Raw genomic sequence first — 22,401 nt, 5'->3', positions numbered from 1 at the left:
GGCAGTCGCAATCTCCCGCTCTTTGTCTAAACTGCAGATTAGGTTGCACCCTGCCCTGTCTTTAACACCTGCTTCAAGAGCCATCACCTATTCAACTGATGGTGGATCAATACAGGGGAGACCGCCGACAGGAAGGTGCGAAAAACTCAAACCGGCATGAAATGCCCGGAGAGACTTTTATGGCATCTGCAGAGACCAGTACGACTGAAGTAACGCTGACGCTTCCCGACGCGACACTGGAGGGATTTCTGGCCCTTCCCGCGGAGGCCACCGGCATTGTGGTATTTGCCCATGGCAGCGGCAGCAGTCGCTTCAGTTCCCGCAACCGGGCGGTAGCAGAATATCTCAACGAGTCAGGCCTGGGCACACTGCTATTCGACCTGCTCACCGCTGACGAACACCAGGTTGACCAGCAGACCCGGGAGCTACGCTTCGATATTCCCCTGCTCAGCCGCCGCCTGGGTGGGGCCGTGCAATGGCTGGAAGAACGCGAGGATACCCGGCAGCTCAGCGTGGGCCTGTTTGGATCCAGTACCGGGGCCGCAGCGGCGTTGATCGCGGCCGCGGCTAATCCCGAGCGCGTCGCTGCGGTAGTGTCCCGGGGCGGGCGCCCGGATCTGGCCGGTGACAGCCTGGGGAAGGTAAAAGCTCCCACGCTGCTGATCGTCGGCGGCAGGGACACCCAGGTGATCGAGATGAACCGCGAGGCCGCTGAGAGGCTCACTTGTTACCATCGCATTGGCATCGTCAAAGGTGCCACCCACCTGTTCGAGGAACCGGGCACCCTGGAGCAGGTCGAGCAACTGGCAGCGGACTGGTTTAACCAGTATCTGCAATGAGTCACTGGTGTATTGCGATTGCCGGAACGTGGCTGGTTACGAAAAGAGCCTCAGGACTCTTTGAGCCCTGCCAGCACCATGGAGGCAGCGCGAAACAGGGCACGCGCCTTGTTGTGGGTTTCCTTCCATTCGAGCCGGGGCACTGAATCGGCCACCACGCCACCGCCCGCCTGGGTATAGAGTGTGCCGTTCTTGATTACCGCGGTGCGAATCGCTATCGCGGTATCCATGTCACCCCCCCAGGAGAGGTAGCCCACGGCACCACCATAGACACCGCGTTTGACGGGCTCCAGCTCGTCGATGATTTCCATGGCACGAATCTTGGGCGCCCCACTCACAGTACCCGCCGGCAGTGTAGCCCGCAGCACATCAATGGCGCTCTTGTTCGGCAACAGCTGGCCGGTGACATTGGAGACAATATGCATCACGTGGGAGTAGCGCTCCACGACCATTTTGTCCGTCAGGTTGACGCTGCCGATTGTCGCGATACGCCCCACGTCATTCCGCCCCAGGTCAATCAGCATCAGGTGCTCGGCAAGTTCCTTGGGGTCCGCCAGCAAGTCGGCCTCCATCGCCTCGTCCTCCTCCGGCGTGTGGCCGCGGCGGCGCGTTCCGGCGATGGGTCGAACCGTGACCTCACCCGCCTGCAGGCGGGCCAGAATCTCCGGCGAAGAACCGACAATGTGAAAATCACCGAGATCCAGGTAAAACATGTAGGGTGATGGATTCAGGTTACGCAAGGCGCGGTAAAGGTTCAGGGGCGGCGCCGTAAAGGGAACCTCCATCCGCTGGGAGGGCACTACCTGCATCACGTCTCCCGCCAGCACATACTCCTTCACCCGGTTTACCGCCTGTTCATAGTCGGGCTGGGTGAAGTGAGAGCGAGCCGAGTCCTCGAGCACGGCGCTGTCGGCCGCCCGCAGCACCACATCAGGCAGTGGCGGCATCGGTTCGGGCAGGCTCTGCATCAGGGATTGCAGGCGCTGCTGCGCCCGCGCCAGGGCATCATCTGCGGCCGGGTCAATATTCACTACCAGGCGAATGGTGCCCGACAGGTTATCAAAAACCAGTACTTCCTCTGACAGCATTAACAGGATGTCCGGCGTACCCAGTTCATCCGGTGGCATGCTGTCACGCAGGCGTGGCTCGACATAGCGCACGGTGTCGTAGCCGAAATAGCCGACCAGGCCACCATGAAATACAGGCAGGCCCGGTACGGGGGCAGTCTGGTAACGTTGCTGGAAGGATTCCACGAAAGCCAGTGGGTCAGCCACCGTCTCGGTTTCCAGCAGGACACCATCCTCCCAGATTTCAACGCGATAGCCGAACACCTTCAGCAGGGTGCGGCAGGGCAGGCCGATGATGGAGTAACGGCCCCACTTTTCACCGCCCTGAACCGATTCGAAAAAATAGGAGTATGGGCCTTCCGCGAGCTTGCGGTAGGTGCTGACCGGGGTTTCCAGGTCGGCCAGCACCTCGGCACTGATCGGAATACGGTTATAGCCCTGTGCTGCCAGGTTCGCAAAATCGTGCGGGGTCATGAGTTCGCATTTACTCCCGAAATCGCGTCGCGCATGGCGCTGATAACCTCACCATAATCCGGAGCATTGAAAATCGCTGACCCGGCGACAAAGGTATCAGCCCCTGCGGCGGCGATTTCCGCAATATTATCGGTGCCGACGCCACCGTCAACTTCCAGGCGGATATCGTAGCCCGAGTCATCAATGAGGGCACGGGCCTCGCGCACCTTGTCGAGCGTGGCGGGAATAAAGGACTGGCCACCAAAGCCCGGGTTCACCGACATAAGCAATATCATGTCAACTTTATCAAGCACATATCTCAGGGCCTCAAGTCCCGTGTGCGGATTGAACACCAGGCCACTCTTGCAGCCGGCGTCGCGAATCATCTGCAGGGAGCGGTCGACGTGGGTAGAGGCGTCCGGGTGAAAGGTAATATAGCTGGCGCCGGCTTCGGCAAAATCCCCGATCATCCGGTCTACCGGGGTTATCATCAGGTGAACATCAATCGGCGCCGTGACCCCATATTTGCGCAGGGCCTTGCAGATCATCGGACCCATTGTGAGGTTGGGCACATAATGATTGTCCATGACATCGAAGTGCACGATGTCTGCGCCGGCCGCCAGTACGGCATCCACTTCCTCGCCGAGGCGCGCGAAGTCGGCGGAAAGAATAGAGGGTGCAATGAGGTAGTCACGCATGAGGAAGTCGCTCCGCTGATAGAGTATGCGTTCATTCTAGCGGTTAACTGCCCACGGTTCACGCTTCCAGTCAGATAGTGTCCTTTGCCGCGGAAGTGGCGCGCAGGCGGGCATCGAGCTCGCGCAGACGCTCGGGGGTGCCTATATCCATCCAATTGCCATTGAAATATTCACCGCTGAGCCGCCCCTCGACGATGGCGGCATCCAGCAGGGGCCGCAGGGGCAGCTTACCGGGCGCCATAGTGGCGAAGAACTGCGGCGTGTAAACCCCCGCGCCGGCATAGGTAAGACCGTGAGCCTCGACCGAGCGCGCCGCAACTGCGCCCCCGCCAGTCAGGCAAAAATCCCCCAGGGCGTGCTGCGGCGGGTTATCTACCAGCAACAGATGCGCCCTGCCCGCTGTCAACAGGCGCTGTGACATCAGCCCCGCCAGCGGATGCACCGACGAGGCGTAATCCAGCCAGATATCGCCATTGATCACCAGAAAAGGTGAATTACCCAGCAAGGGCAGTGCACGCTGGATACCACCGGCGGTTTCCAGTGGCTCCGGCTCGTGCGAATAGCTGATCCGGACTCCCCACCGACTGCCATCGCCGCACCATGTCATCAGCTGCTCGGCAAGATGGGACACATTCACCACCAGGTCTCGCAGGCCAAGGGCCGCCAACGCGAGAATGTGGTATTCAATCAGGGGGCGCCCGCCAGCCTGGAGCAGCGGTTTCGGGGTATGCCCGGTGAGCGGCTGCATTCGTTCACCGCGGCCTGCTGCAAGAATCATCACCTTCATGGCGCTTTACTCCAGGCCTGTTGTGCCACAACAGGCAGCACGCGCCGGTCGAACCAGCGACGAAACCCGTCCAGCGCCACGCCATCCTGCGCACGAGCCTCCAACACCCCAGTGATATGGCTTATTGTCAGGGGGAGGTCCGCGAGATAGCCGGCCTTGCCATCACGCAGGTACAGACGGGCAAAGGTGCCCAGTACCTTCAGGTGCCGTTGCAGCCCCATCAGGTCAAACCAGCACAGGAAGGTAACATCATCTACCGCAGGTATCACACCGCTCACCTGCAGTGCGTCCCGGTGGGCCAGCGCCCACGCTTCAACGCGCGCGCGGGGCCAGCCAATATAACAGTCACGTAACAGTGATACGGCATCGTAGGTCACGGGACCAAGCACGGCGTCCTGAAAGTCGATAACCGCCAGCGTCTGCTCATCAACGCACATCAGATTGCGACTATGGAAATCCCGGTGCACCAGTACCTGTGGCTGCGCCAGCGCACTGCCAATCAACAGGCCGGCCACTTCATCCAGCAGCTTGCGTTCTTCGTTACTGATTACAAGCCCCAGCAGGCGCTCCAGAAACCACTCCGGGAAACGGCTGAACTCTTCCGCCAGGAGAGCATTGTCATAGACCGGCAGGTTCGTATGGGTGATATCAACCAGTGCCAATTGACGCAGCACAGCCAGGGCTTGTCCATAGTAATCATCTGCCAATGCCGGCGTCAGTAAAGGCAGCAGCAGCGAGTCTCCCAGATCTTCCAGGAGCATATAACCCCGGTCGAGGTCTGCCGCCAGCAATGCTGGAACCCGCACCCTGGCACCGGCCAACAACTCCCTCACCTTCAGGAATTCGTGATTTTTTTCCGTAGTCGGTGGCGCCTCAACTACAATTACCACAGATGCGGGACCCTGCAGGCGAAAATAACGGCGGTTACTGGCATCTCCCGCTACCGGCACCAGGGTCGCGTTTGTTGTGGCCGACAGCCCCAGGGCGGCAAGAGCCCAGGGCAGAAGTTGCGGGGATGGCTGGCGGGGTTGCAAGAGCACCTCCTGTATTAAAAAGTCCCGGACAAGGCCGGGGTGATGCTTTATCATCCGCGTTTATACCAAAAAATGCATCCAGCCTTAATGATTCCGTATCGCTTCCGCAGTCCACAGCCCATCCCAAGGCCATTATTGCGTCCGCTTGCGCTCGCCATGGGTTTACTGATGCCGTTAATCGCGGCCCAGAATGCTACAGCAAATGATGTCGCCGCGCTCGATTGGGTACCTGTTGCAGAGGTACCCGAGGAACTGCGTGACCCGCTCTGTCGCAGTTGTGGCGGACGCTACATTGATCCCCTCGCGGGGTCGGATGTCTCGGGCAGCCCCGAAAGTGCCGACATACGTGCCCGGGCCACCCAGTCGGAGCTGCAGGGTGACGACATCTATCTGCGTGGCGGTGTTACCGTTGAACAGGGCTACCGGCAGCTGCGCGGCGGCGATGCCTACTTCAACCGCGACGAAGGCGAAGGCAGGCTCACCGGCGGCATCACCCTGCGTGAACCCGGTCTGCTATTGCGGGGGGAGGAGGCACGATATTCCACCGAAACCGGCGAAGCCAGTATCGAGCAGAGCGAATTTGTCCTCCACGAGCAACACCTGCACGGCAGTGCCGGACAGTTACGGCGCAACGCTGAAGGCCTGCTGTTCATCACCGACGGTAGCATGTCCTATTGTGCGCCGGGTAGCGATGAATGGGCTATTCGCGCCGACAGTATCAAGCTGGATGTGGACGAAGGCGTCGGCACAGCCCGCGGCGCCAAACTGGACCTTGGGGGCGTGCCCGTGCTGTACCTGCCGTGGCTGCGATTCCCCCTGGATGACCGCCGGCGTACGGGGCTGCTGTGGCCGGATCTCGGCTCCGACAGCAGTGGCGGCCTGGATGTAGCCGTTCCGATCTACTTTAATCTGGCTCCCAATTACGACCTTCTTTACACCCCTCGCTACATTCAGGAACGCGGTACAAATCACGAGCTGGAGGCCCGTTACCTGGATCAAAAGACAGGATCATGGACAGTCGGCGGCGCCTATATGGCCCAGGACGATCAGTTCCTGCGCGATCGCCCCCAACAGGAGGACCAGAAGCGCTGGCTTGGTGTAATCAAGCAAAATGGGCTGTTCGATCAGCGCTGGCGCTCCCGCGTGGACTATTCCAGGGCCAGCGATGTCGACTATCTCAAGGACCTGGACACCTCCAACCTGGATATGAGGCGCCGCACCAATCTGCTCCAGCTGGCATCAATGGATTATCTGGGCGAGGAGTGGCTGATCGGGGCGGAGTTCCAGCAGTTTCAGTCTCTCGCGGACGACATCAGCAATGACTACAAGAAGCTTCCCCAGATTACCGCCAGCTATCGCACGGCCAACACGCCTTTTGAAATCAACCCGATTTTTTTAGGCCAGTACTCTTACTTCGATACCGATGATGATCGCGTCACCGGCCAACGGGTTTATCTTGAGGGTGGGGCCACCGCTCCCATGCTATGGCAATACGGTTTTCTCAGGCCTACGGTTAAATACCGCTATCTTGAGTATGAACTGAATGAACAGGGCCTGGTGGCGGGAAACAGTCCTTCAACTGGCTCGGCGCTGGCCAGCATTGATGGCGGACTCGTGTTTGAGCGGCGCACCGGGCTGGCGGGACGCGGCCTGCTGCAGACACTGGAACCTCGCTTCTACTACCTGCGTAGCGAATACGAAGATCAGTCTGACCAGCCTGACTTCGATAGCGCTGAACTTACCTTCAGCTACAACCAGTTGTTTCGGGAAACACGATTCTCGGGTCGTGATCGCCTGGACGATTCCAACCAGCTGTCCCTGGGCCTGACCACCCGCTACATCAGTGATGAAGACGGTCGCGAATACCTCAACGCCAGCCTCGGCCAGATCTTCTACTTTGATGACAGACGTGTACGCCTGAACCCCCAGGATCCGGCCCTTGACCAGTCGAGCTCGGAGATGGCGGCAGAGCTCAACTTCTATCCCAACAAACGTCTAAGCCTGCGCAACAGCCTGGTATGGGATCCGGACAGCGGCAACATGAATGCCGGCAGCCTGCAAGCCAGTTACCGGCGTGATGATAACGCCGTATTCAATCTCGGCTACTCCTACCGGCGCCCGCTAACCCAGGTCAACCCGGAAGGGGTCACTGAACAGGCTCACGCCTCTGCTCATTACCCCTTGAACAACCGCTGGAAACTGTTCGCGGCCGTGAACTACAGTATTGAGGATGCCACCAGCGTGGAAGATGTCGTCGGAATAGAATACGATACCTGCTGTTGGCGGGTACGCCTGCTGCATCTGCGCTATTTTGACAATGCTCCCGGCCAGAATACCGATTTCAGCGACCCGGATCTGGAACGGAAGCGCTCCACACAGGTCCAAGTTGTCCTCAAGGGTATGGGCGGCTTTGGTAACAGGGTTTCCGACCTGCTGGAAGATATGATTCGAGGTTTCCAAGATCGTGACTATTAAATCTGTACTATTGGCCTTCGGCATGGCGGCTTTACTGCTGGCCGCGGGATCGGGCCACGCCCAGACTCAAATGCTTGACCAGGTGGTCGCCATCGTCGACGACGATGTCGTCATGGCGAGTGAACTGCGGGAGCGGGTGCAAGGCATTACGCAAACCCTGCGCTCGCGGGGGGTCGAAGTACCGCCGGAAGATGTGCTGATTCGGGAAACCCTGGACCGGCTGATTATCGAGAGTATTCAGCTGCAAATCGGTAACCGTGTGGGTGCGCGAATCTCCGATGCCCAGCTGAATGCCGCAATGGAGCGTATCGCAGCGCAGAACCAGATGTCCCCGGAGCAGTTCCGGGTAGCATTGGAACAGGAAGGCCAGTCCTACGCCGAAATGCGCGAACAGATCCGTCGCGAAATGATCATCCAGCGTGTGCAGTCGGGTAACGTCAATCAGCGTATCCAGATATCCGAGGAAGAGGTGGATAACTTCCTCACCTCCCCGGAGGGAAAAAAGCTGAGCCAGCCGGAATACCGGGTTTTGCATGCCCTGTTGCCTATATCTGCCGATGCCCCCGAAAAGGAAATCACTGAAGCACGCGCTTATCTGCAACAGCTGCTGCAGCGCATCCGTGGTGGCGAATCCTTTGACCAGGTGATTTCCGGCAATAGTGGTCCTTATACCTTCTCGGGCGGTGATCTCGGCTGGCGCAAGCTGGAAGATCTGCCGACGCTTTTCAGCGACATCGTGCCTTCACTGGCGGTGGGGACAACCTCTGACCCGGTGCGTAGCCCCTCCGGACTCCATCTGGTGCACGTCGCCGAAATGAAGGGTGGCACGCAGATCGTAAACCAGACAAAAGTGCGCCATATCCTGCTGCGGCCTTCAGAGATCATGACTTCGGAACAGGCTGAAGCCAAAATCATGGCGCTCAGGGAGCGGGCCGAAGACGGTGAAGACTTCGGCGAGCTTGCCAGAGAACATTCGGAAGACATCGGCTCTGCGGCAGAGGGCGGGGACCTCGGCTGGACCATGACCGGGCAGATGGTGCCGGAATTTGATCAAGCGATTGCCAATACCGAAACCGGCGAGATTTCAGATCCGGTGAGAACACAATTTGGCTGGCATATCCTGGAGATTCTGGATCGGCGCGAGCAGGATATGACCCAGGACGCCATTCGGGCACAGGCAACGGATGCGCTGCGTCAGCGCAAGTACGATGAAGAGCTGGACGTATGGCTGCGTAAAATCCGCGACGAAGCGTTCGTTGACATAAAGTAGGCACAGAGCATCATGACCGTACCGAGAATCGCCATTACCCTCGGGGAACCGGCGGGAATCGGTGCGGATATTGTTGCCATGATCGCCCAACAGGACTGGCCGGCGGAACTGGTAGCCATCACAGACCCTGAACTGCTGATGGCACGCGCTCGCAAGCTAGGCTTGCCCCTGACACTACAGACAGTGGATTTCGACGCGCCGGCCCGTCCGCAACAGGCGGGCACGATACACGTTCAGGCCGTGCCGACCGCAGTGCCGGTGATCGCGGGGAAACTGGATGTCGGTAATGCCCACTGGGTACTGGACACGTTGCAACAAGCCGTAGACGGCTGCGTGGCGGGCAGATTCGACGCCATGGTGACGGCACCGGTGCAGAAATCGGTCATCAATGACGCCGGAATCCCTTTCAGCGGTCATACCGAATTCCTGGCCGCCAGAACCGCTACCGCACAGGTGGTCATGCTGCTGGCCGCCGGCGAATTGCGGGTGGCGCTGGCGACGACCCACCTCCCCCTCGCACAAGTGCCGGAGGCAATTACCGCGACCTCAATCACTACCAGCATTAGTATCCTGCACCGTGACCTGATGCAAAAATTTGGCATCGGCGCGCCCTGTATCGCGGTACTGGGACTCAATCCGCATGCGGGCGAGGGTGGGCATCTGGGGCGGGAAGAACTCGACATCATTATCCCCGCCCTGGAAAACCTGCGCGCACAGGGCATGGACCTGCTCGGCCCGCTGCCGGCGGACACGGCCTTTAATGCCGATACCCTGGCCCGGACGGATGCCTATCTGGCCATGTACCATGACCAGGGGCTGCCGGTATTGAAATACGCGGGGTTTGGCAACGCCGTGAATATCACGCTGGGGCTGCCGATTATCCGCACTTCAGTGGATCATGGTACTGCACTGGACCTGGCCGGAACCGGAATGGCCGGGGATGGTAGCTTGCGGGCGGCACTGGCAATGGCTGTCACGCTGGCCTCAAGGCAGGCGGAGCACTCCGGCAAGTGATACCCTTATCGTTTTCAAGGATCACTTCTCCTGTGGTTCCCGGTATTGATCCAGCACCTCGCCAGTATCGCCTTGCGCCCGCACACGACCGTCCTCAATCCAGATTGCCCTGTCGCAGAGTGCACGCACCTGGCCCTCGGCATGCGACACGAAAACAACGGTCTGCTCTCCGGTAATACGGCCTTTCATCGCGGTTTCCGCCTTGCGTCGAAAGGCTTTATCGCCAACGCTCAATACTTCGTCTATCAGCAGAATATCAACGTGGGTCATTAACGCTGTGGTAAAGCCCAAGCGCGCCCGCATGCCTGCGGAGTAGGTCTTAACGGGCTCATCAAAAGACTGGCCGAGTTCCGAAAATTCCCGAATCTCTTCGAGACAGGCCCTGGCGGCACGCCGGGACAGCCCCTGTAACATCGCCGACAGCAAGGCATTATCGCTACCGGATAATTGCGGCTGAAACCCCAGGCCCAGGCTCAGCAGGGCGCAGGTAGTGCCCGGACGGCGCAAAACGGCACCTGAACGAGGTGCGAAAATGCCCGCCATCAACCGAAGCATCGTGGTTTTACCGGCACCGTTACGACCGATAACGCCCAGGGTCTCGCCTTTAAAAAGCGTAAGCGAGACCCTGTCGAGCACAGTGTGAATACCGTGGTCGAAACTCGATTTCCGGGCATGAAAACTGTGGCTGACATCGACCAGTTCCAGCATGATGTCCCGCTGCCGCTCCGTCTGCGTCATGATGTAATCACTTTCAGTGCCAGAAACTGCCCGGTCCGGCGGATCAGCAACAGCAACAAGACCGCCAGCAAACCGAAGCCGGCGCCGATGGCCGCCAGATGCAGCCCATCGGGCGCGACACCTGCCATCAATATCTGTCGATAGGCGTCCAGAATAAAGGCCAGCGGGTTTACCGTCAGGATAAGGTCTGTCATCGCCGGGTCCGGTAGTGCCCGCGGATCCCAGAAAACGCCGGATATGAACAACAGGAAAATAGTACCCAGACTCACCAGCACGACAAAATCGAAGGCCAGGCAGACGAGGTAAGCGCACAGCAAGCTGCAGGCAACAATCATCACATAATTTACCACTATCAACGGGGCCAGCCAGACCCACGTCCAGGTTATCGGGTATCCACTGAACAAGAGTACGGTAAACAGCAGAGCGAATACCGCTGCCTGCTTGTACAGGCCCTCCTGGATAACCGCCATGGGGAAAACGCTTTTCGGCACATCGACCTTCCCAATCAGGCCAACACCGCCAACGATACTGCGCGCCGCCTGGTTCACGGATTTGGAAAACCAGATAAAGGTCAACTTGCCGCACATCAGGAAAACCAGGAAATTTTCCTGCCTGTTTTGCAGGATCAGCTCGAACACCACATAAAATACCAGCACGTACAGCAGTGGCTCCAGAACCCACCAGATATAGCCGAACAGGTAGCGTGCCGCGTCCGCTTTCAGCGACATCCGCGCCATGGTGTCAACCAGGGAGAAAAACTGGGGAAAGGTCATGGGACTATGCGGCCACCGGGTCTCGAATAGTGAGTCGGCGAGTCTACCAGTGCCGGCGAATTTGATCCATAAAGGCTGCGCATAAGCGCCCGGCACAGTAAACTCTGCGCCATGAGCAAAAAACCGAAAACCAGCCATACTCCCCGTAAGCGTTTTGGCCAGAACTTTCTCCAGGATGATGGCGTCATCGCACGCATAGCAGATGCCGTTCATCCACTCCCTGGCGAGCACCTGGTGGAAATCGGTCCCGGCCAGGGAGCGCTGACCAAAGCCCTGATAAGTCCAGACCTGCGCCTTGACGTCATTGAACTCGACCGGGATCTGGTCAGTGGCCTGCTGGCGGCCTTCAGCATCTTTCCGCACTTCAAGCTACACAGCGCAGATGCACTGGATTTTGATTTCGCCGCCCTGGCGGCAGACGGCGTACCACTGCGTGTTGTGGGTAACTTGCCCTACAACATCTCCACGCCGTTGATTTTTCGACTGCTGGAGTTTGCGCCCCATATCCAGGACATGCATTTCATGCTGCAACGTGAAGTCGTCAACCGGCTGGCGGCGCAACCCGGCACCAAACACTGGGGCCGGCTAGGCATCATGGCCCAGTACCACTGTGAGGTGGAGCACCTGTTCGATGTGCCACCGGAGGCGTTTTTCCCACCCCCCAGGGTGCAATCAGCTATTGTACGGCTTACGCCACATGCGGGCTCGCCCTGGCCGGCGTGTGATACCCGGGCGCTTCGACAGGTAGTCCAATCCGCTTTCGCCCAACGACGCAAAACCCTGCGCAACAATTTAAAAGGTATACTGGACGATGCTGCACTGGAGTCCCTGGGCCTAGATCCCGGTGCCAGGGCCGAGACCCTGTCGCTGGAGGACTTTATTGCCCTCGCCAATCACCTCAGCAGAGGTACCGACTAGATGAATAAAGAACCAGAGACCTTATTCAACCCGGCGCTGGTGGATGTGGATGTTCTCACCACCTACCTCCCGCGTCACTCCCGTCCGGAAAGCCAGCAGTACACCTTTGCCTATACGATCAGTATCAGTAACAACGCGGAGGTGCCGGTGCAGCTATTATCAAGGCACTGGGTTATTACTGACGGCCACGGCGAAGTGCAGGAGGTTCGGGGCGAGGGAGTAGTGGGAGAGCAGCCACACATTCAGCCGGGAAAGTTTTTCCGCTATACCAGCGGTACCACCCTGCCGACTCCGGTCGGCTACATGGAGGGCAGCTTTACCATGATCGAATTGGCAAAAAGGGAGCCCGGTCCATTGGCCCGGCCTGCTTTTGAGGTGCCCGTTGCCGCCTTTACCCTGCATACACCCACGGCACTGAACTAAGGTAATCCGGGTGACTATTTACGCCGTTGGGGATATCCAGGGTTGCCTGCAACCGCTCAAATGCCTGCTCAAAAAGGTTGCCTTCAAGCCCGACCGGGATCAGCTGTGGTCTGTCGGCGACGCCGTCAATCGCGGACCCAAGTGTTTGAAAACCCTGCGTTTTCTGTATGACATGAGGGATAACCTGGTTATGGTGCTGGGTAATCATGACTTGCACTTACTGGCGGTTGCCGCGGGTGTCCGCACGCTTTCCAGCTCCGACACCCTGGGCAAGATTATCGCGGCACCGGACCGCGATACGCTGCTGAACTGGCTCACCCACCGGCCGTTACTGCACCACGAACACGGCTTCACCCTGGTACATGCGGGTATCCCGCCACAGTGGTCAGTGGAAGAGGCGATTGGATATGCCCGGGAGGTAGAGCAGGTTCTGCAGAGCCCCGAATGTGTCAATTTCCTGCAGGCAATGTATGGCAACGAACCAGCCGTATGGTCCGATGACCTTACCGGAATGGCGCGACTTCGGGTCATCACCAATTACCTTACCCGGATGCGCTTTTGTACCCGCAAGGGTGTACTGGACCTGGAGAGCAAGGGCCCCAGCCCCAACCACACGGTGGCGGGCGACAGCAAAAAGGTATCGCCCTGGTTTAGCCACCCGGAGCGCAAAACCGCCGGAGACCGCATCATATTCGGCCACTGGGCCTCTATTGAGGGCCAGACGGACAGTCCCAACGCGATCGGCCTGGATACAGGCTGCGTCTGGGGTGGATCAATGACTCTCTTCAATCTCGATAGCGGTGAAAGGATCCGCTGCCAGTGCAAGGACGGCAAGTGCCGGAAACATTAAGGACCTACCTGGTGGGCGGTGCCGTGCGTGACGCACTGCTGGGCTACCCCGTCCATGAACGGGACTGGGTGGTGGTGGGAGCAACGCCCGAGGAGATGCTGCGCCGGGGGTTTCAGCAGGTCGGCAAGGACTTCCCGGTATTTCTGCACCCGCAAACCAAGGACGAATATGCCCTGGCCCGGACTGAACGCAAGCAGGGGCACGGCTATAGCGGCTTTGCAGTGGATTGCGACCCGGGAGTAACCCTTGAGGAGGACCTGCGCCGTCGGGATCTGACCATCAATGCCATGGCCCAGGACCGCGAAGACCACATTATTGATCCCTACGGAGGCCGGCAGGACCTCGCCGACAAACTGTTGCGCCATGTCTCCGAGGCCTTTGTTGAAGACCCTTTACGGGTGTTGCGCACCGCACGCTTCGCCGCCCGCTATGCGCATCTGGGCTTTACAGTAGCCGACGAAACCAGCGCCCTGATGACAGAAATAGTGTCCCGGGGAGAGCTGGAGTACCTGCCCGCGGAAAGGATCTGGGTAGAAATCGAACGGGCACTCGGGGAACGCAATCCAGAGGTATTCATTACCGTACTACGCGACTGTGGGGCCCTGAGGGTACTGCTACCCGAGGTGGACGCACTGTTCGGGGTACCCCAAACTACGACACATCATCCGGAGATTGATACCGGGGTGCATACGCTCATGGTGTTGCAACAGGCTGCTCGACTTAGCCCTGCCACGGATGTCCGTTTCGCCGCATTACTGCATGACCTGGGCAAGGGCCTGACCCCGGAATCGGCGTGGCCGCGACACATCGGCCACGAACACCGTGGCCTGCCCCTCGTTCGCGAGGTGTGCAAGCGCTTGCGCACACCAAACCAGCACCGGGACCTTGCCCTGCATGTCTGCGAGTATCACTTGCTGGCGCACCGGGCGCTGGAATTGCGTGGCAAGACTCTGCTCAAATTGCTGAACGCCACCGGTGCCCTGCGCCAGCCCGAGCGCTTCCACGCCTTTTTACTGGCCTGCGAAGCCGATGCCCGGGGCCGGGCCGGCAAAGAAGAACAGGGCTATCCCCAGGCCCGATACCTGCAAAGAGCACTGACCCTGGCACGCTCTGTAACTGCTACCCCCTTTCTCGCCCAGGGCCTTTCCGGCAAAGCTCTGGGCCAGGCGATTACCGCAGAACAGACACACTTGCTTGACGCATTGCGTAGCAGCGGAGAAACCTGATCGGGAACGCGTTTTTTTACGGCTGCGAAATACAACGACGGTGCCACTCGAAATACACCCGATGAAGTGGCTGGCTGGCCTGATCAAAAGCCCGCCACAGACTGGCATAGGAAATACCGGTCACGGGATGCAACGCCGTGGGCGCAAGCTCCGCCAGCGGCCGCAACACAAAAGCGTTTTCCAGAATTTCGCCTCGTGGCAACACCACTCCGGCAATCACCCCAATTGTAGTGCCATAGGTGAGAATATCGATATCCAGTTGCCGCGCCGAAAACCGGGTGGCATTAACCGGCCGTCCATGGGCGGTCTCGATCTCGCGCAACCGGGATGCCAGCTCAGCCAGCGGCAACTGTGTTTCCACGCCTACCACCATATTGAGGAAAGCGTCGCCATCAAAGCCAATCGCAGGGCTGTCATAGACTGCCGACAGCGATAACTCGCCAAACAGCTCCTCCAGCGCATCGAGTCCCGCTGCTATCGACTGCTCGCGCTCGATATTACTGCCCAGTCCCAGGTATACCGTTGTCATTCGGGTCGATTTCCGCGTTCAATCAACACACCCACATCGCGAGCCTGCAGCACAGCGCCGGGCTTGCACAGGCGCAGCCGCAGCCAGGGTACGCCAAACTCGGACAGCACCAGCTCTGCCACTTCCTCGGCCAGTGATTCCAGTAACCTGAAGCTGCTGCCCTCAATACAGCTTATTACCCGGCTGGACACCGCGGCATAATCCAGCGCCCGCTCAATTGCGTCCCCCGCTGCCGCCGGGCGGTTGTCCCAGGCCAGCTCCAGGTCCAGCACCAGAGTCTGGCGGATACTGCGCTCCCAGTCATAAACCCCGATCACCGCATCAGCCCGCAGTTCACGAATGAAGACAATATCCATCAACAGACCTCCCGCACAGCCGCCAGTGGCGGTAATTCCTCCATCGGCCAGCGCGGACGCACTGTTGCCGTCGGGGTATCCTGCTGCCCCGCATGCAGACGCTGGGCACCGGCATAGGCGATCATGGCGCCATTATCGGTACAGAACTCGGGAGCCGGATAAAACACCCGTGCGCCGATTTTGGCCAGGGCCGTCTGTAAGCGGCCACGGAGATTGCGGTTGGCACTGACGCCACCGGCTATCACCAGCGTTGGCAGGCCTTCCTGCTCCAGTGCCCTGCGGCACTTGATGACCAGTGTGGCAACCACCGCCTCTTCGAACGCGCGAGCGATATCGCATTTATCCTGTTGGGTGAGCCCGCTGTCCCTGCGGCAGTCATTGACCGTATTAAGGGTGAAGGTTTTCAGGCCACTGAAACTGAAATCAAGCCCCGGCCGATTGATCATAGGGCGCGGGAAATCGAAGCGGCCGGGATCGCCGCTTTCCGCGAGGCGGGCAATATGAGGTCCGCCGGGATAGGGCAGGCCCAGCATTTTCGCGGCCTTGTCAAAGGCCTCGCCCGCCGCGTCATCCAGCGATTCGCCCAGCAAACGGTATTCACCAATACCGTCAACCCGCACCAGCTGGGTATGCCCGCCGGATACCAGCAGCGCGACAAAGGGGAATTCCGGCCGCTCCTCTTCCAGCATCGGCGCCAGCAGATGGCCCTCCATGTGATGCACGCCCAGCGCCGGGATTCCCCAGGCCCAGGCGAGCGACTGAGCCAGCGTGGCGCCCACCATCAGTGCCCCTACCAGACCAGGCCCAGCGGTATAGGCGATGCCATCCAGGTCCTGTGGCGAGCAACCGGCGTCATCGAGCACCTGCCTGAGCAGCGGCAACGCCTTGCGCACGTGATCCCGGGATGCCAGCTCCGGCACCACGCCCCCGTATTCCACATGGATATCCACCTGGCTGAACAGGGCATGCGCCAGCAGGCCGCGCCCGGTATCGTAGAGCGCTACGCCGGTCTCATCGCAAGAGGTTTCCAGGCCAAGAATCAGCATTATTAACACCACGGTAGCGAAAGCGCGCATGATACCGGCTTACGGATGCAGGGGGTAGGCGCTGGTGGGCTGCATCCCGGCTAGGGTTTCGGTAAACCACGGCAGCAACCGCTTGCGCCCGATCAAGAGATGGCCTGTGGGGGCTTTGCAAAGCCGGTTCGTTGAGTATAGAATACGCGACCTTTTACAGCCTTGGCTGCCGTTGCGGTTGGCCGACGTTTTTCAAACAGAACAGGTAAAGACTGAATGCCCAATATCAAGGTTAAAGAAAACGAGCCTTTTGACGTTGCCCTGCGTCGCTTCAAGCGCTCTTGCGAAAAAGCCGGTGTACTGGCTGAAGTGCGCAAGCGTGAACACTACGAGAAACCCACCACTACGCGCAAGCGTGCTGCTGCTGCAGCAGTCAAGCGCCACCTGAAAAAGATTTCCCGGGACAACCGCAAGCGCGTCCGCCTGTACTAGAGGCACCGGGACCGCCCATGAGCGACACTTCCATCAGGGACACCCTCAAGGCTGAAATGAAGACAGCCATGAAGGCCAGGGATAAAGAGCGCCTCGGTGCGATCCGGCTGATCCTGTCTGAGTTCAAGCGAATTGAGGTGGATGAACGCATTGAGATTGATGACGCGCGGGCTCTTGCGGTGCTCGACAAGATGGTCAAGCAGCGCCGGGATTCCGTGCAGCAGTACAAAGCGGCCAATCGCGAAGAGCTGGCCGCCGTCGAAGAACAGGAAATCGCGGTTATCCAGGAGTTTCTTCCCACCCCGCTTGGTGAAGAGGAACTGCGCGCCATGATTGATGAGGCCATAGCCAATGCCGGCGCCGAGGGTATGCAGGCAATGGGCGCCGTCATGGCCCAGCTGAAACCAAAGCTGCAGGGCCGGGCTGATATTGGCGCGGTCAGCAAACTGGTTAAAACCCGCCTCGCGGGCTGATTCGCCCGCCGGCACATTTAGACTTCCCTCCGTGACCGTGCTTCAATAAGCGGTTCTTCCCGATACGCTACTGACACCCCGATGGCCGGACGCATACCGCAAAAATTCATTGATGACCTGCTCGACCGGGCGGATATCGTGGAGGTTGTCGACCGCCGGGTGAAGCTGAAGAAGACCGGCAAGAACTACAGCGCGCGATGCCCTTTCCACGAAGAAAAAACCCCTTCTTTCAGCGTTAATCCCGATAAACAGTTCTTTTACTGCTTTGGCTGTGGCGCCGGCGGCAATGCGCTCGGCTTCGTAATGGATTACGAAAACGTCGATTTTCCGCAGGCGGTAGAAACCCTGGCCGGCAGCCTGGGCCTGGAAGTACCCCGCGAGCAAACCCCGGGTGGCAGGTCACAGGCGTCACAGCAGGACAGCAACAAGCCGCTGTACGCCCTGCTCGAACAGGCAGCGAGGTATTACCAGCAGCAACTGCGCAAACACCCCCAGGCACAGCGCGCGGTCACCTACCTCAAGCAGCGCGGACTCACCGGGCATATTGCGAAGGACTTTGACGTGGGTTTTGCGCCCCCGGGATGGGACAATCTGCTGCAGGCACTCGGCGCCGACGAACAACAGCGCAAACTGTTGCTGGAAAGCGGCATGCTGGTACAAAACGATGCCGGCCGCAGTTATGACCGCTTCCGCGACCGGATTGTGTTCCCGATCCGCGATCAGCGCGGGCGCGTGGTCGCCTTCGGCGGGCGTGTCCTGGGAGATGACAAACCCAAATACCTTAATTCCCCGGAAACCCCGATCTTCTCCAAGAGCCGGGAGCTGTACGGCCTTTACCAGGCACGCCAGGCCAATCGCAAGCTGGAACGGGTGCTGGTCGTTGAAGGCTACATGGATGTCATCGCCCTGGCCCAACATAGTATCACCAACGCCACCGCCACCCTCGGTACAGCGACCAGCCAAACCCACCTGCAACGACTCTATCGCCTGACTTCAGAGGTCGTCTTTTGTTTCGATGGTGATGAAGCCGGCCGCAAGGCCGCGTTTCGCGCCCTCGAAGCCACGTTGCCCTGCATGGAGGATGGCCGTCAGGCCCGCTTCCTGTTCCTGGCAGAGGGGGAAGACCCGGACACGCTGGTGCGCAAACTGGGTCCCGAACGTTTCCGGGAACTGGTTACCACGGCGACCCCCCTGGAAACCTTCCTGTTTGATGCGGTGGCCGCCAGCCTCGATACCAGCACCCTGGATGGTCGCGCCCGGCTCAGCAAACTCGCCCTCCCCTACATCAGGCAGCTGCCGGAAGGGGTGTTCCGGCAACTCATGTTTCGGGCCCTGGCAGATAAAACGGGCCTCACGGTCGCCGAATTGATGCAACTGGAGGCGCCTCCACCCGCGGTCACCACGCCCAGGGAAGAACAACAACAGGCCCCCGCCCCAACTGCAGCGCCCAGGCAGCGTGCGGCAACCAGCAAAGCCCGCCTGGGCTACTCCAACCTGGCCCAGGCCGCCATTGCACTGCTGCTGCACAGGCCGGAGATCGCCGCTGCCGCCGACCCGGCGCCCCTTGCCGAACTGGAGGGTGAGGACATTGAACTGCTACGGGAACTGCTGACCCTGTTACAACGGCGTCCCGATTCGAACACCGCCATGTTACTCGGACACTGGTACGGAACCCCGGCCGGCGAACTACTGGGAAGGCTGGCAGGGCAGGAACGACTGATCCCCAGCGAGGGTATTGAGCAACAGTTCACTGACACCATTGCCACCCTGGCACAATTCCCGGAGCGCTCCTATTTGCATGCCCAGGTCGACAAACTTATACTGACAGACTACGCTGACATGAGCGAACTGGACAAGCAGCGACTCAGGGAATTGCTAAAACAAAAACAGCGCCTTGATGCCGCGCGCAACAAGCGCAATACCTGAGCTGCAGAATGTCTGACAGTTAAACGCGGAAGTGCCAATCTCCCATGAATGGCCGAGAACAACGGATTGACCCAATGGGTTGCAAGCAGCGCCCATCGCCCCCATATCAGGACATTGGCGGCAGATCCAAGAGCATCTGCCATAGCCGGAGAGCCGTAAATTGCCTGGATTTTTGATGGCAAAATTACCGCATTTTCGCTTATAATTGCCGGCTAATTTTTTTTTGCATTATTCAAAGGTATCCTCTGAATGACAAACGTCGCCCAACAACAGTCCAGGCTCAAGGATCTCATCGCCCGGGGCAAGGACCAGGGTTATCTGACCTACTCCGAAGTCAATGACCATCTGCCGGAGGATATCTCCGATCCGGATCAGGTTGAAGACATCATCCAGATGATCAATGACATGGGCATCCAGGTGTTTGAAGTGGCACCGGATGCCGATGAATTATTGATGGCAGAGGGTGACGGCTCGGCCGATGATATCGCAGCCGCCGAGGCTGCCGCAGCACTCGCCGCCGTGGAAACCGAGGCCGGTCGTACTACTGACCCCGTACGCATGTACATGCGCGAAATGGGCACCGTTGAGCTGCTCACCCGCGAGGGCGAAATCGTTATCGCCAAGCGCATTGAAGAGGGCGTACGAGAGCTGCTCTCGGCTCTTGCCTATTATCCTGGTGCCGTGCAGCACATTCTCGATGAGTACGACCAGGTCGTCAAAGAGGAGCGCCGCCTCGCCGAGGTGATGATCGGCTACCTCGACCCGGCAGATCACGTGCCCTCCGCCGCGGAAGTGGCCGAGGCCGCAGAAGCGCAGGCAGAGGATAGCGACGAGGAAACCGAATCCGGCCCCGACCCCGTGGAGGCCAAAAAACGCTTTACCGCCCTGAAGCGTCAATACGCTAAAACCGAAAAAATCATTACCGAAAAAGGTCGTGGCGACAAAGCGGCGATCCGGGAAATGGAAAAGCTGGGCGAGCTGTTCAAGTTCTTCAAGTTCACGCCTCGCGCCTTCGACCCCCTGCTGGACAAGCCACGTAAGGTCCTGGCAGCCGTGCGCGAGCAGGAACGGCAGATCATGACCATCGCGATCCGCGACTGCGGCATGCCGCGCAAGGAGTTTATCTCCACCTTCCAGGGCGCCGAGTCGGATATGCACTGGGTTGAACGTCAAATCGATACCAAACGGGACTACGCCGCCAAACTGAGCCTGCACAAAGAGACCCTGCTGCGCTTGCAGCGGCGCATCGTGCAGGTTGAAGAGCAGTCCGGGCTCAGCGTTTACGAAATCAAGGAAATCAATCGCCGCATGTCCATGGGCGAGGCCCGCGCACGCCGCGCGAAAAAGGAAATGGTTGAGGCCAACCTGCGCCTGGTTATTTCCATCGCCAAGAAATACACCAACCGCGGCCTGCAATTCCTGGATCTTATTCAGGAAGGCAATATCGGCCTGATGAAAGCCGTCGACAAGTTTGAATACCGTCGCGGCTACAAATTCTCAACCTATGCCACCTGGTGGATTCGCCAGGCTATAACCCGCTCTATCGCAGACCAGGCGCGCACCATCCGCATACCCGTCCACATGATTGAGACCATCAACAAGCTCAATCGTATTTCCCGGCAGATGCTGCAGGAAATGGGTCGCGAGCCCACGCCGGAAGAACTCGGCGAGCGCATGGAAATGCCGGAAGACAAGGTTCGCAAGGTGCTCAAGATCGCCAAAGAGCCCATTTCCATGGAAACCCCCATCGGCGACGACGAAGATTCACACCTGGGTGATTTCATTGAAGATGCCACCATCAACTCGCCCATTGAAGCGGCCACCGGCCAGGGCCTGCAGGAAGCGACCAAGGATGTGCTGGCCGGCCTGACCGCCCGCGAAGCCAAGGTGCTGCGGATGCGTTTCGGCATCGACATGAATACGGACCACACCCTGGAAGAAGTCGGCAAGCAGTTCGATGTGACCCGCGAGCGCATTCGCCAGATTGAAGCGAAGGCCCTGCGCAAGCTCCGCCACCCCACCCGCTCAGACTACCTGCGCAGCTTTCTGGACGAGTAACACCACATGGCTTGCCGGGGTGATTCCCGGCGGTTTCTTCCCAAATCCGGAAGCTTTATTCAGGCCAAAACAGGGCCGAATTTACCAAAAGCTGTGCCTGTCACTGGTTTTTCTTATATAATTTGACCGCGCCGCTGCCTGTGGCGCCCCCGTTCAGGGCCCATAGCTCAGCTGGTTAGAGCATCCGACTCATAATCGGCAGGTCGAAGGTTCAAGTCCTTCTGGGCCCACCATTTTCAGCCGGTCCTTTCCGGTCACATAGGTTGCACTTCCTTCCCCGCACCGATGTACCCTGAAGGGCACTGCGCAACTGGCGCAAATCTTATGGATCTATTCGCCAACGAGCACGACTCACCGCATAACCTGTTGCCGTTCGATGGTACCGTTCACTATTTTCACACAGCAATAGCGCGTGATACCGCTGACGCCTCGTTCGAGAACCTGCTACACAATATTGCCTGGCAGCACGACGAAGCCAGAATATTCGGCAAACATATCGTCACTCGTCGCAAAGTTGCCTGGTATGGTGACGCACCCTTCCACTACACCTATTCCCGGGTCACCAAACAGGCGCTACCCTGGACTGATACGCTGGTGACACTGAAAAATCTGGCTGAGGAGGTCACTGGAGAACGGTTCAATTCCTGCCTCCTGAACCTTTACCACGATGGCAGCGAAGGAATGGGCTGGCACAGCGACGGCGAGCGCGACCTGAGGAAACATGGCGCGATCGCCTCGGTAAGCCTCGGTGCGGAGCGTAAATTTGCGTTCAGGCACAAACAAAGCAAACACACCACATCCTTAACCCTGGCGCACGGCAGCCTGCTGGTGATGCGGGACCAGACCCAGACTCACTGGCTGCACCGACTGCCGCCCACAAAAAAAATCGCAACGCCAAGGATAAACCTCACCTTCCGCACCATTGTAAATCAGGTTATTTAATGGGGTCAGATACCGTCTTGAATAGCAAGTCCCCTCATGGGGAT

Annotated in this window: 22 protein-coding genes and 1 tRNA gene; 14 read left to right on the top strand and 9 right to left on the bottom strand. The window is 59.0% G+C overall.

All coding sequences use genetic code 11. The features are described 5' to 3' along the window. Nucleotides 1-179 precede the first annotated feature (179 nt). Nucleotides 180-839, top strand: coding sequence for a dienelactone hydrolase family protein (locus CWI75_RS17420; protein WP_101522810.1), 660 nt, complete (start codon nt 180-182; stop codon nt 837-839). Nucleotides 840-889: 50 nt separating this feature from the next. Here the strand turns inward: CWI75_RS17420 and trpE are convergent, their stop codons facing one another. From trpE to CWI75_RS17400, 4 genes are all read right to left on the bottom strand, one after another. Continuing rightward, nucleotides 890-2,380: an anthranilate synthase component I gene (trpE, locus tag CWI75_RS17415; RefSeq protein ID WP_101522809.1), complete on the bottom strand. Its 1,491-nt coding sequence runs from the start codon at nt 2,378-2,380 to the stop codon at nt 890-892. Beyond that, complete coding sequence (gene rpe, locus CWI75_RS17410; RefSeq protein WP_101522808.1) at nt 2,377-3,057, bottom strand: ribulose-phosphate 3-epimerase; 681 nt, start codon at nt 3,055-3,057, stop codon at nt 2,377-2,379. The genes trpE and rpe overlap by 4 nt, the downstream gene beginning before the upstream one ends. Nucleotides 3,058-3,127: 70 nt before the next feature. Continuing rightward, on the bottom strand, nt 3,128-3,844 hold the full coding sequence (gene murU / locus CWI75_RS17405; protein ID WP_101522807.1) for an N-acetylmuramate alpha-1-phosphate uridylyltransferase MurU: 717 nt from the start codon (nt 3,842-3,844) through the stop codon (nt 3,128-3,130). Further along, a complete protein-coding gene (locus CWI75_RS17400; RefSeq protein ID WP_162300124.1) occupies nt 3,841-4,878 on the bottom strand; it encodes an aminoglycoside phosphotransferase family protein in 1,038 nt (345 codons plus the stop codon). Before CWI75_RS17400 ends, murU begins: the two co-directional genes overlap by 4 nt. 168 nt (nt 4,879-5,046) lie before the next feature. Between CWI75_RS17400 and CWI75_RS17395 the strand changes: the two genes are divergently transcribed. Genes CWI75_RS17395 through pdxA form a run of 3 tightly spaced genes read left to right on the top strand, consistent with a single transcriptional unit; the run spans nt 5,047 to nt 9,637 of the window. Then, entirely contained in the window at nt 5,047-7,353 is a 2,307-nt protein-coding gene (locus tag CWI75_RS17395; RefSeq protein WP_241521285.1) for an LPS-assembly protein LptD, read from the top strand. After that, a complete protein-coding gene (locus tag CWI75_RS17390; RefSeq protein WP_101522804.1) occupies nt 7,343-8,623 on the top strand; it encodes a peptidylprolyl isomerase in 1,281 nt (426 codons plus the stop codon). The genes CWI75_RS17395 and CWI75_RS17390 overlap by 11 nt, the downstream gene beginning before the upstream one ends. Before the next feature lie 12 nt (nt 8,624-8,635). After that, nucleotides 8,636-9,637 (top strand): 4-hydroxythreonine-4-phosphate dehydrogenase PdxA, encoded by a 1,002-nt coding sequence (gene pdxA / locus CWI75_RS17385; protein ID WP_101522803.1) that lies wholly within the window; start codon nt 8,636-8,638, stop codon nt 9,635-9,637. Nucleotides 9,638-9,658: 21 nt separating this feature from the next. Here the strand turns inward: pdxA and CWI75_RS17380 are convergent, their stop codons facing one another. Both CWI75_RS17380 and CWI75_RS17375 read right to left on the bottom strand, forming a co-directional pair. Continuing rightward, on the bottom strand, nt 9,659-10,375 hold the full coding sequence (locus CWI75_RS17380) for an ABC transporter ATP-binding protein (protein WP_241521284.1): 717 nt from the start codon (nt 10,373-10,375) through the stop codon (nt 9,659-9,661). Continuing rightward, the gene (locus CWI75_RS17375) at nt 10,372-11,148 is read right to left on the bottom strand and encodes an ABC transporter permease (RefSeq protein WP_101522845.1); all 777 of its coding nucleotides are present in this window, start codon (nt 11,146-11,148) and stop codon (nt 10,372-10,374) included. The genes CWI75_RS17380 and CWI75_RS17375 overlap by 4 nt, the downstream gene beginning before the upstream one ends. A 111-nt stretch (nt 11,149-11,259) precedes the next feature. Between CWI75_RS17375 and rsmA the strand changes: the two genes are divergently transcribed. Genes rsmA through CWI75_RS17355 form a run of 4 tightly spaced genes read left to right on the top strand, consistent with a single transcriptional unit; the run spans nt 11,260 to nt 14,565 of the window. Next, a complete protein-coding gene (gene rsmA / locus CWI75_RS17370) occupies nt 11,260-12,066 on the top strand; it encodes a 16S rRNA (adenine(1518)-N(6)/adenine(1519)-N(6))-dimethyltransferase RsmA (protein WP_101522802.1) in 807 nt (268 codons plus the stop codon). Continuing rightward, the gene (gene apaG / locus CWI75_RS17365) at nt 12,067-12,489 is read left to right on the top strand and encodes a Co2+/Mg2+ efflux protein ApaG (RefSeq protein WP_101522801.1); all 423 of its coding nucleotides are present in this window, start codon (nt 12,067-12,069) and stop codon (nt 12,487-12,489) included. It begins immediately after the preceding gene. Between the two features lie 10 nt (nt 12,490-12,499). Further along, complete coding sequence (locus CWI75_RS17360) at nt 12,500-13,339, top strand: symmetrical bis(5'-nucleosyl)-tetraphosphatase (RefSeq protein ID WP_101522800.1); 840 nt, start codon at nt 12,500-12,502, stop codon at nt 13,337-13,339. Continuing rightward, nucleotides 13,324-14,565 carry a multifunctional CCA addition/repair protein gene (locus CWI75_RS17355; protein ID WP_101522799.1) on the top strand — a complete coding sequence of 414 codons (1,242 nt, stop codon included), beginning with the start codon at nt 13,324-13,326 and terminating at the stop codon, nt 14,563-14,565. The genes CWI75_RS17360 and CWI75_RS17355 overlap by 16 nt, the downstream gene beginning before the upstream one ends. Before the next feature lie 16 nt (nt 14,566-14,581). Here the strand turns inward: CWI75_RS17355 and folK are convergent, their stop codons facing one another. Genes folK through tsaD form a run of 3 tightly spaced genes read right to left on the bottom strand, consistent with a single transcriptional unit; the run spans nt 14,582 to nt 16,496 of the window. Next, the gene (gene folK / locus CWI75_RS17350) at nt 14,582-15,094 is read right to left on the bottom strand and encodes a 2-amino-4-hydroxy-6-hydroxymethyldihydropteridine diphosphokinase (RefSeq protein WP_101522798.1); all 513 of its coding nucleotides are present in this window, start codon (nt 15,092-15,094) and stop codon (nt 14,582-14,584) included. Next, nucleotides 15,091-15,450 carry a dihydroneopterin aldolase gene (gene folB / locus CWI75_RS17345; protein WP_101522797.1) on the bottom strand — a complete coding sequence of 120 codons (360 nt, stop codon included), beginning with the start codon at nt 15,448-15,450 and terminating at the stop codon, nt 15,091-15,093. Before folB ends, folK begins: the two co-directional genes overlap by 4 nt. Beyond that, nucleotides 15,450-16,496 carry a tRNA (adenosine(37)-N6)-threonylcarbamoyltransferase complex transferase subunit TsaD gene (gene tsaD / locus CWI75_RS17340; RefSeq protein WP_101522796.1) on the bottom strand — a complete coding sequence of 349 codons (1,047 nt, stop codon included), beginning with the start codon at nt 16,494-16,496 and terminating at the stop codon, nt 15,450-15,452. Before tsaD ends, folB begins: the two co-directional genes overlap by 1 nt. Nucleotides 16,497-16,742: 246 nt before the next feature. On the opposite strand from tsaD, the gene rpsU reads away from it, so the two are divergent. From rpsU to CWI75_RS17310, 6 genes are all read left to right on the top strand, one after another. Then, on the top strand, nt 16,743-16,958 hold the full coding sequence (rpsU, locus tag CWI75_RS17335; protein ID WP_101522795.1) for a 30S ribosomal protein S21: 216 nt from the start codon (nt 16,743-16,745) through the stop codon (nt 16,956-16,958). A 17-nt stretch (nt 16,959-16,975) separates the two neighbouring features. Continuing rightward, nucleotides 16,976-17,431: a GatB/YqeY domain-containing protein gene (locus tag CWI75_RS17330; RefSeq protein ID WP_101522794.1), complete on the top strand. Its 456-nt coding sequence runs from the start codon at nt 16,976-16,978 to the stop codon at nt 17,429-17,431. 81 nt (nt 17,432-17,512) lie between these two features. Next, nucleotides 17,513-19,357, top strand: a complete 1,845-nt coding sequence (gene dnaG, locus CWI75_RS17325) for a DNA primase (RefSeq protein WP_101522793.1) — start codon at nt 17,513-17,515, stop codon at nt 19,355-19,357. A 249-nt stretch (nt 19,358-19,606) separates the two neighbouring features. Beyond that, nucleotides 19,607-21,415: an RNA polymerase sigma factor RpoD gene (gene rpoD, locus CWI75_RS17320; RefSeq protein WP_101522792.1), complete on the top strand. Its 1,809-nt coding sequence runs from the start codon at nt 19,607-19,609 to the stop codon at nt 21,413-21,415. A gap of 156 nt (nt 21,416-21,571) precedes the next feature. Next, nucleotides 21,572-21,648 (top strand) — tRNA-Ile (locus CWI75_RS17315). 91 nt (nt 21,649-21,739) lie between these two features. Continuing rightward, nucleotides 21,740-22,357, top strand: a complete 618-nt coding sequence (locus CWI75_RS17310) for an alpha-ketoglutarate-dependent dioxygenase AlkB family protein (RefSeq protein ID WP_101522791.1) — start codon at nt 21,740-21,742, stop codon at nt 22,355-22,357. Nucleotides 22,358-22,401: the final 44 nt, after the last annotated feature.

It is taken from the genome of Kineobactrum sediminis (genome assembly GCF_002868715.1).
In the GTDB taxonomy this organism is placed as follows: Bacteria; Pseudomonadota; Gammaproteobacteria; order Pseudomonadales; family Halieaceae; genus Kineobactrum; species Kineobactrum sediminis.
The sequence above is the reverse complement of the archived record's forward strand: the minus strand, read 5'-3'. Positions and strand labels throughout refer to the sequence as shown.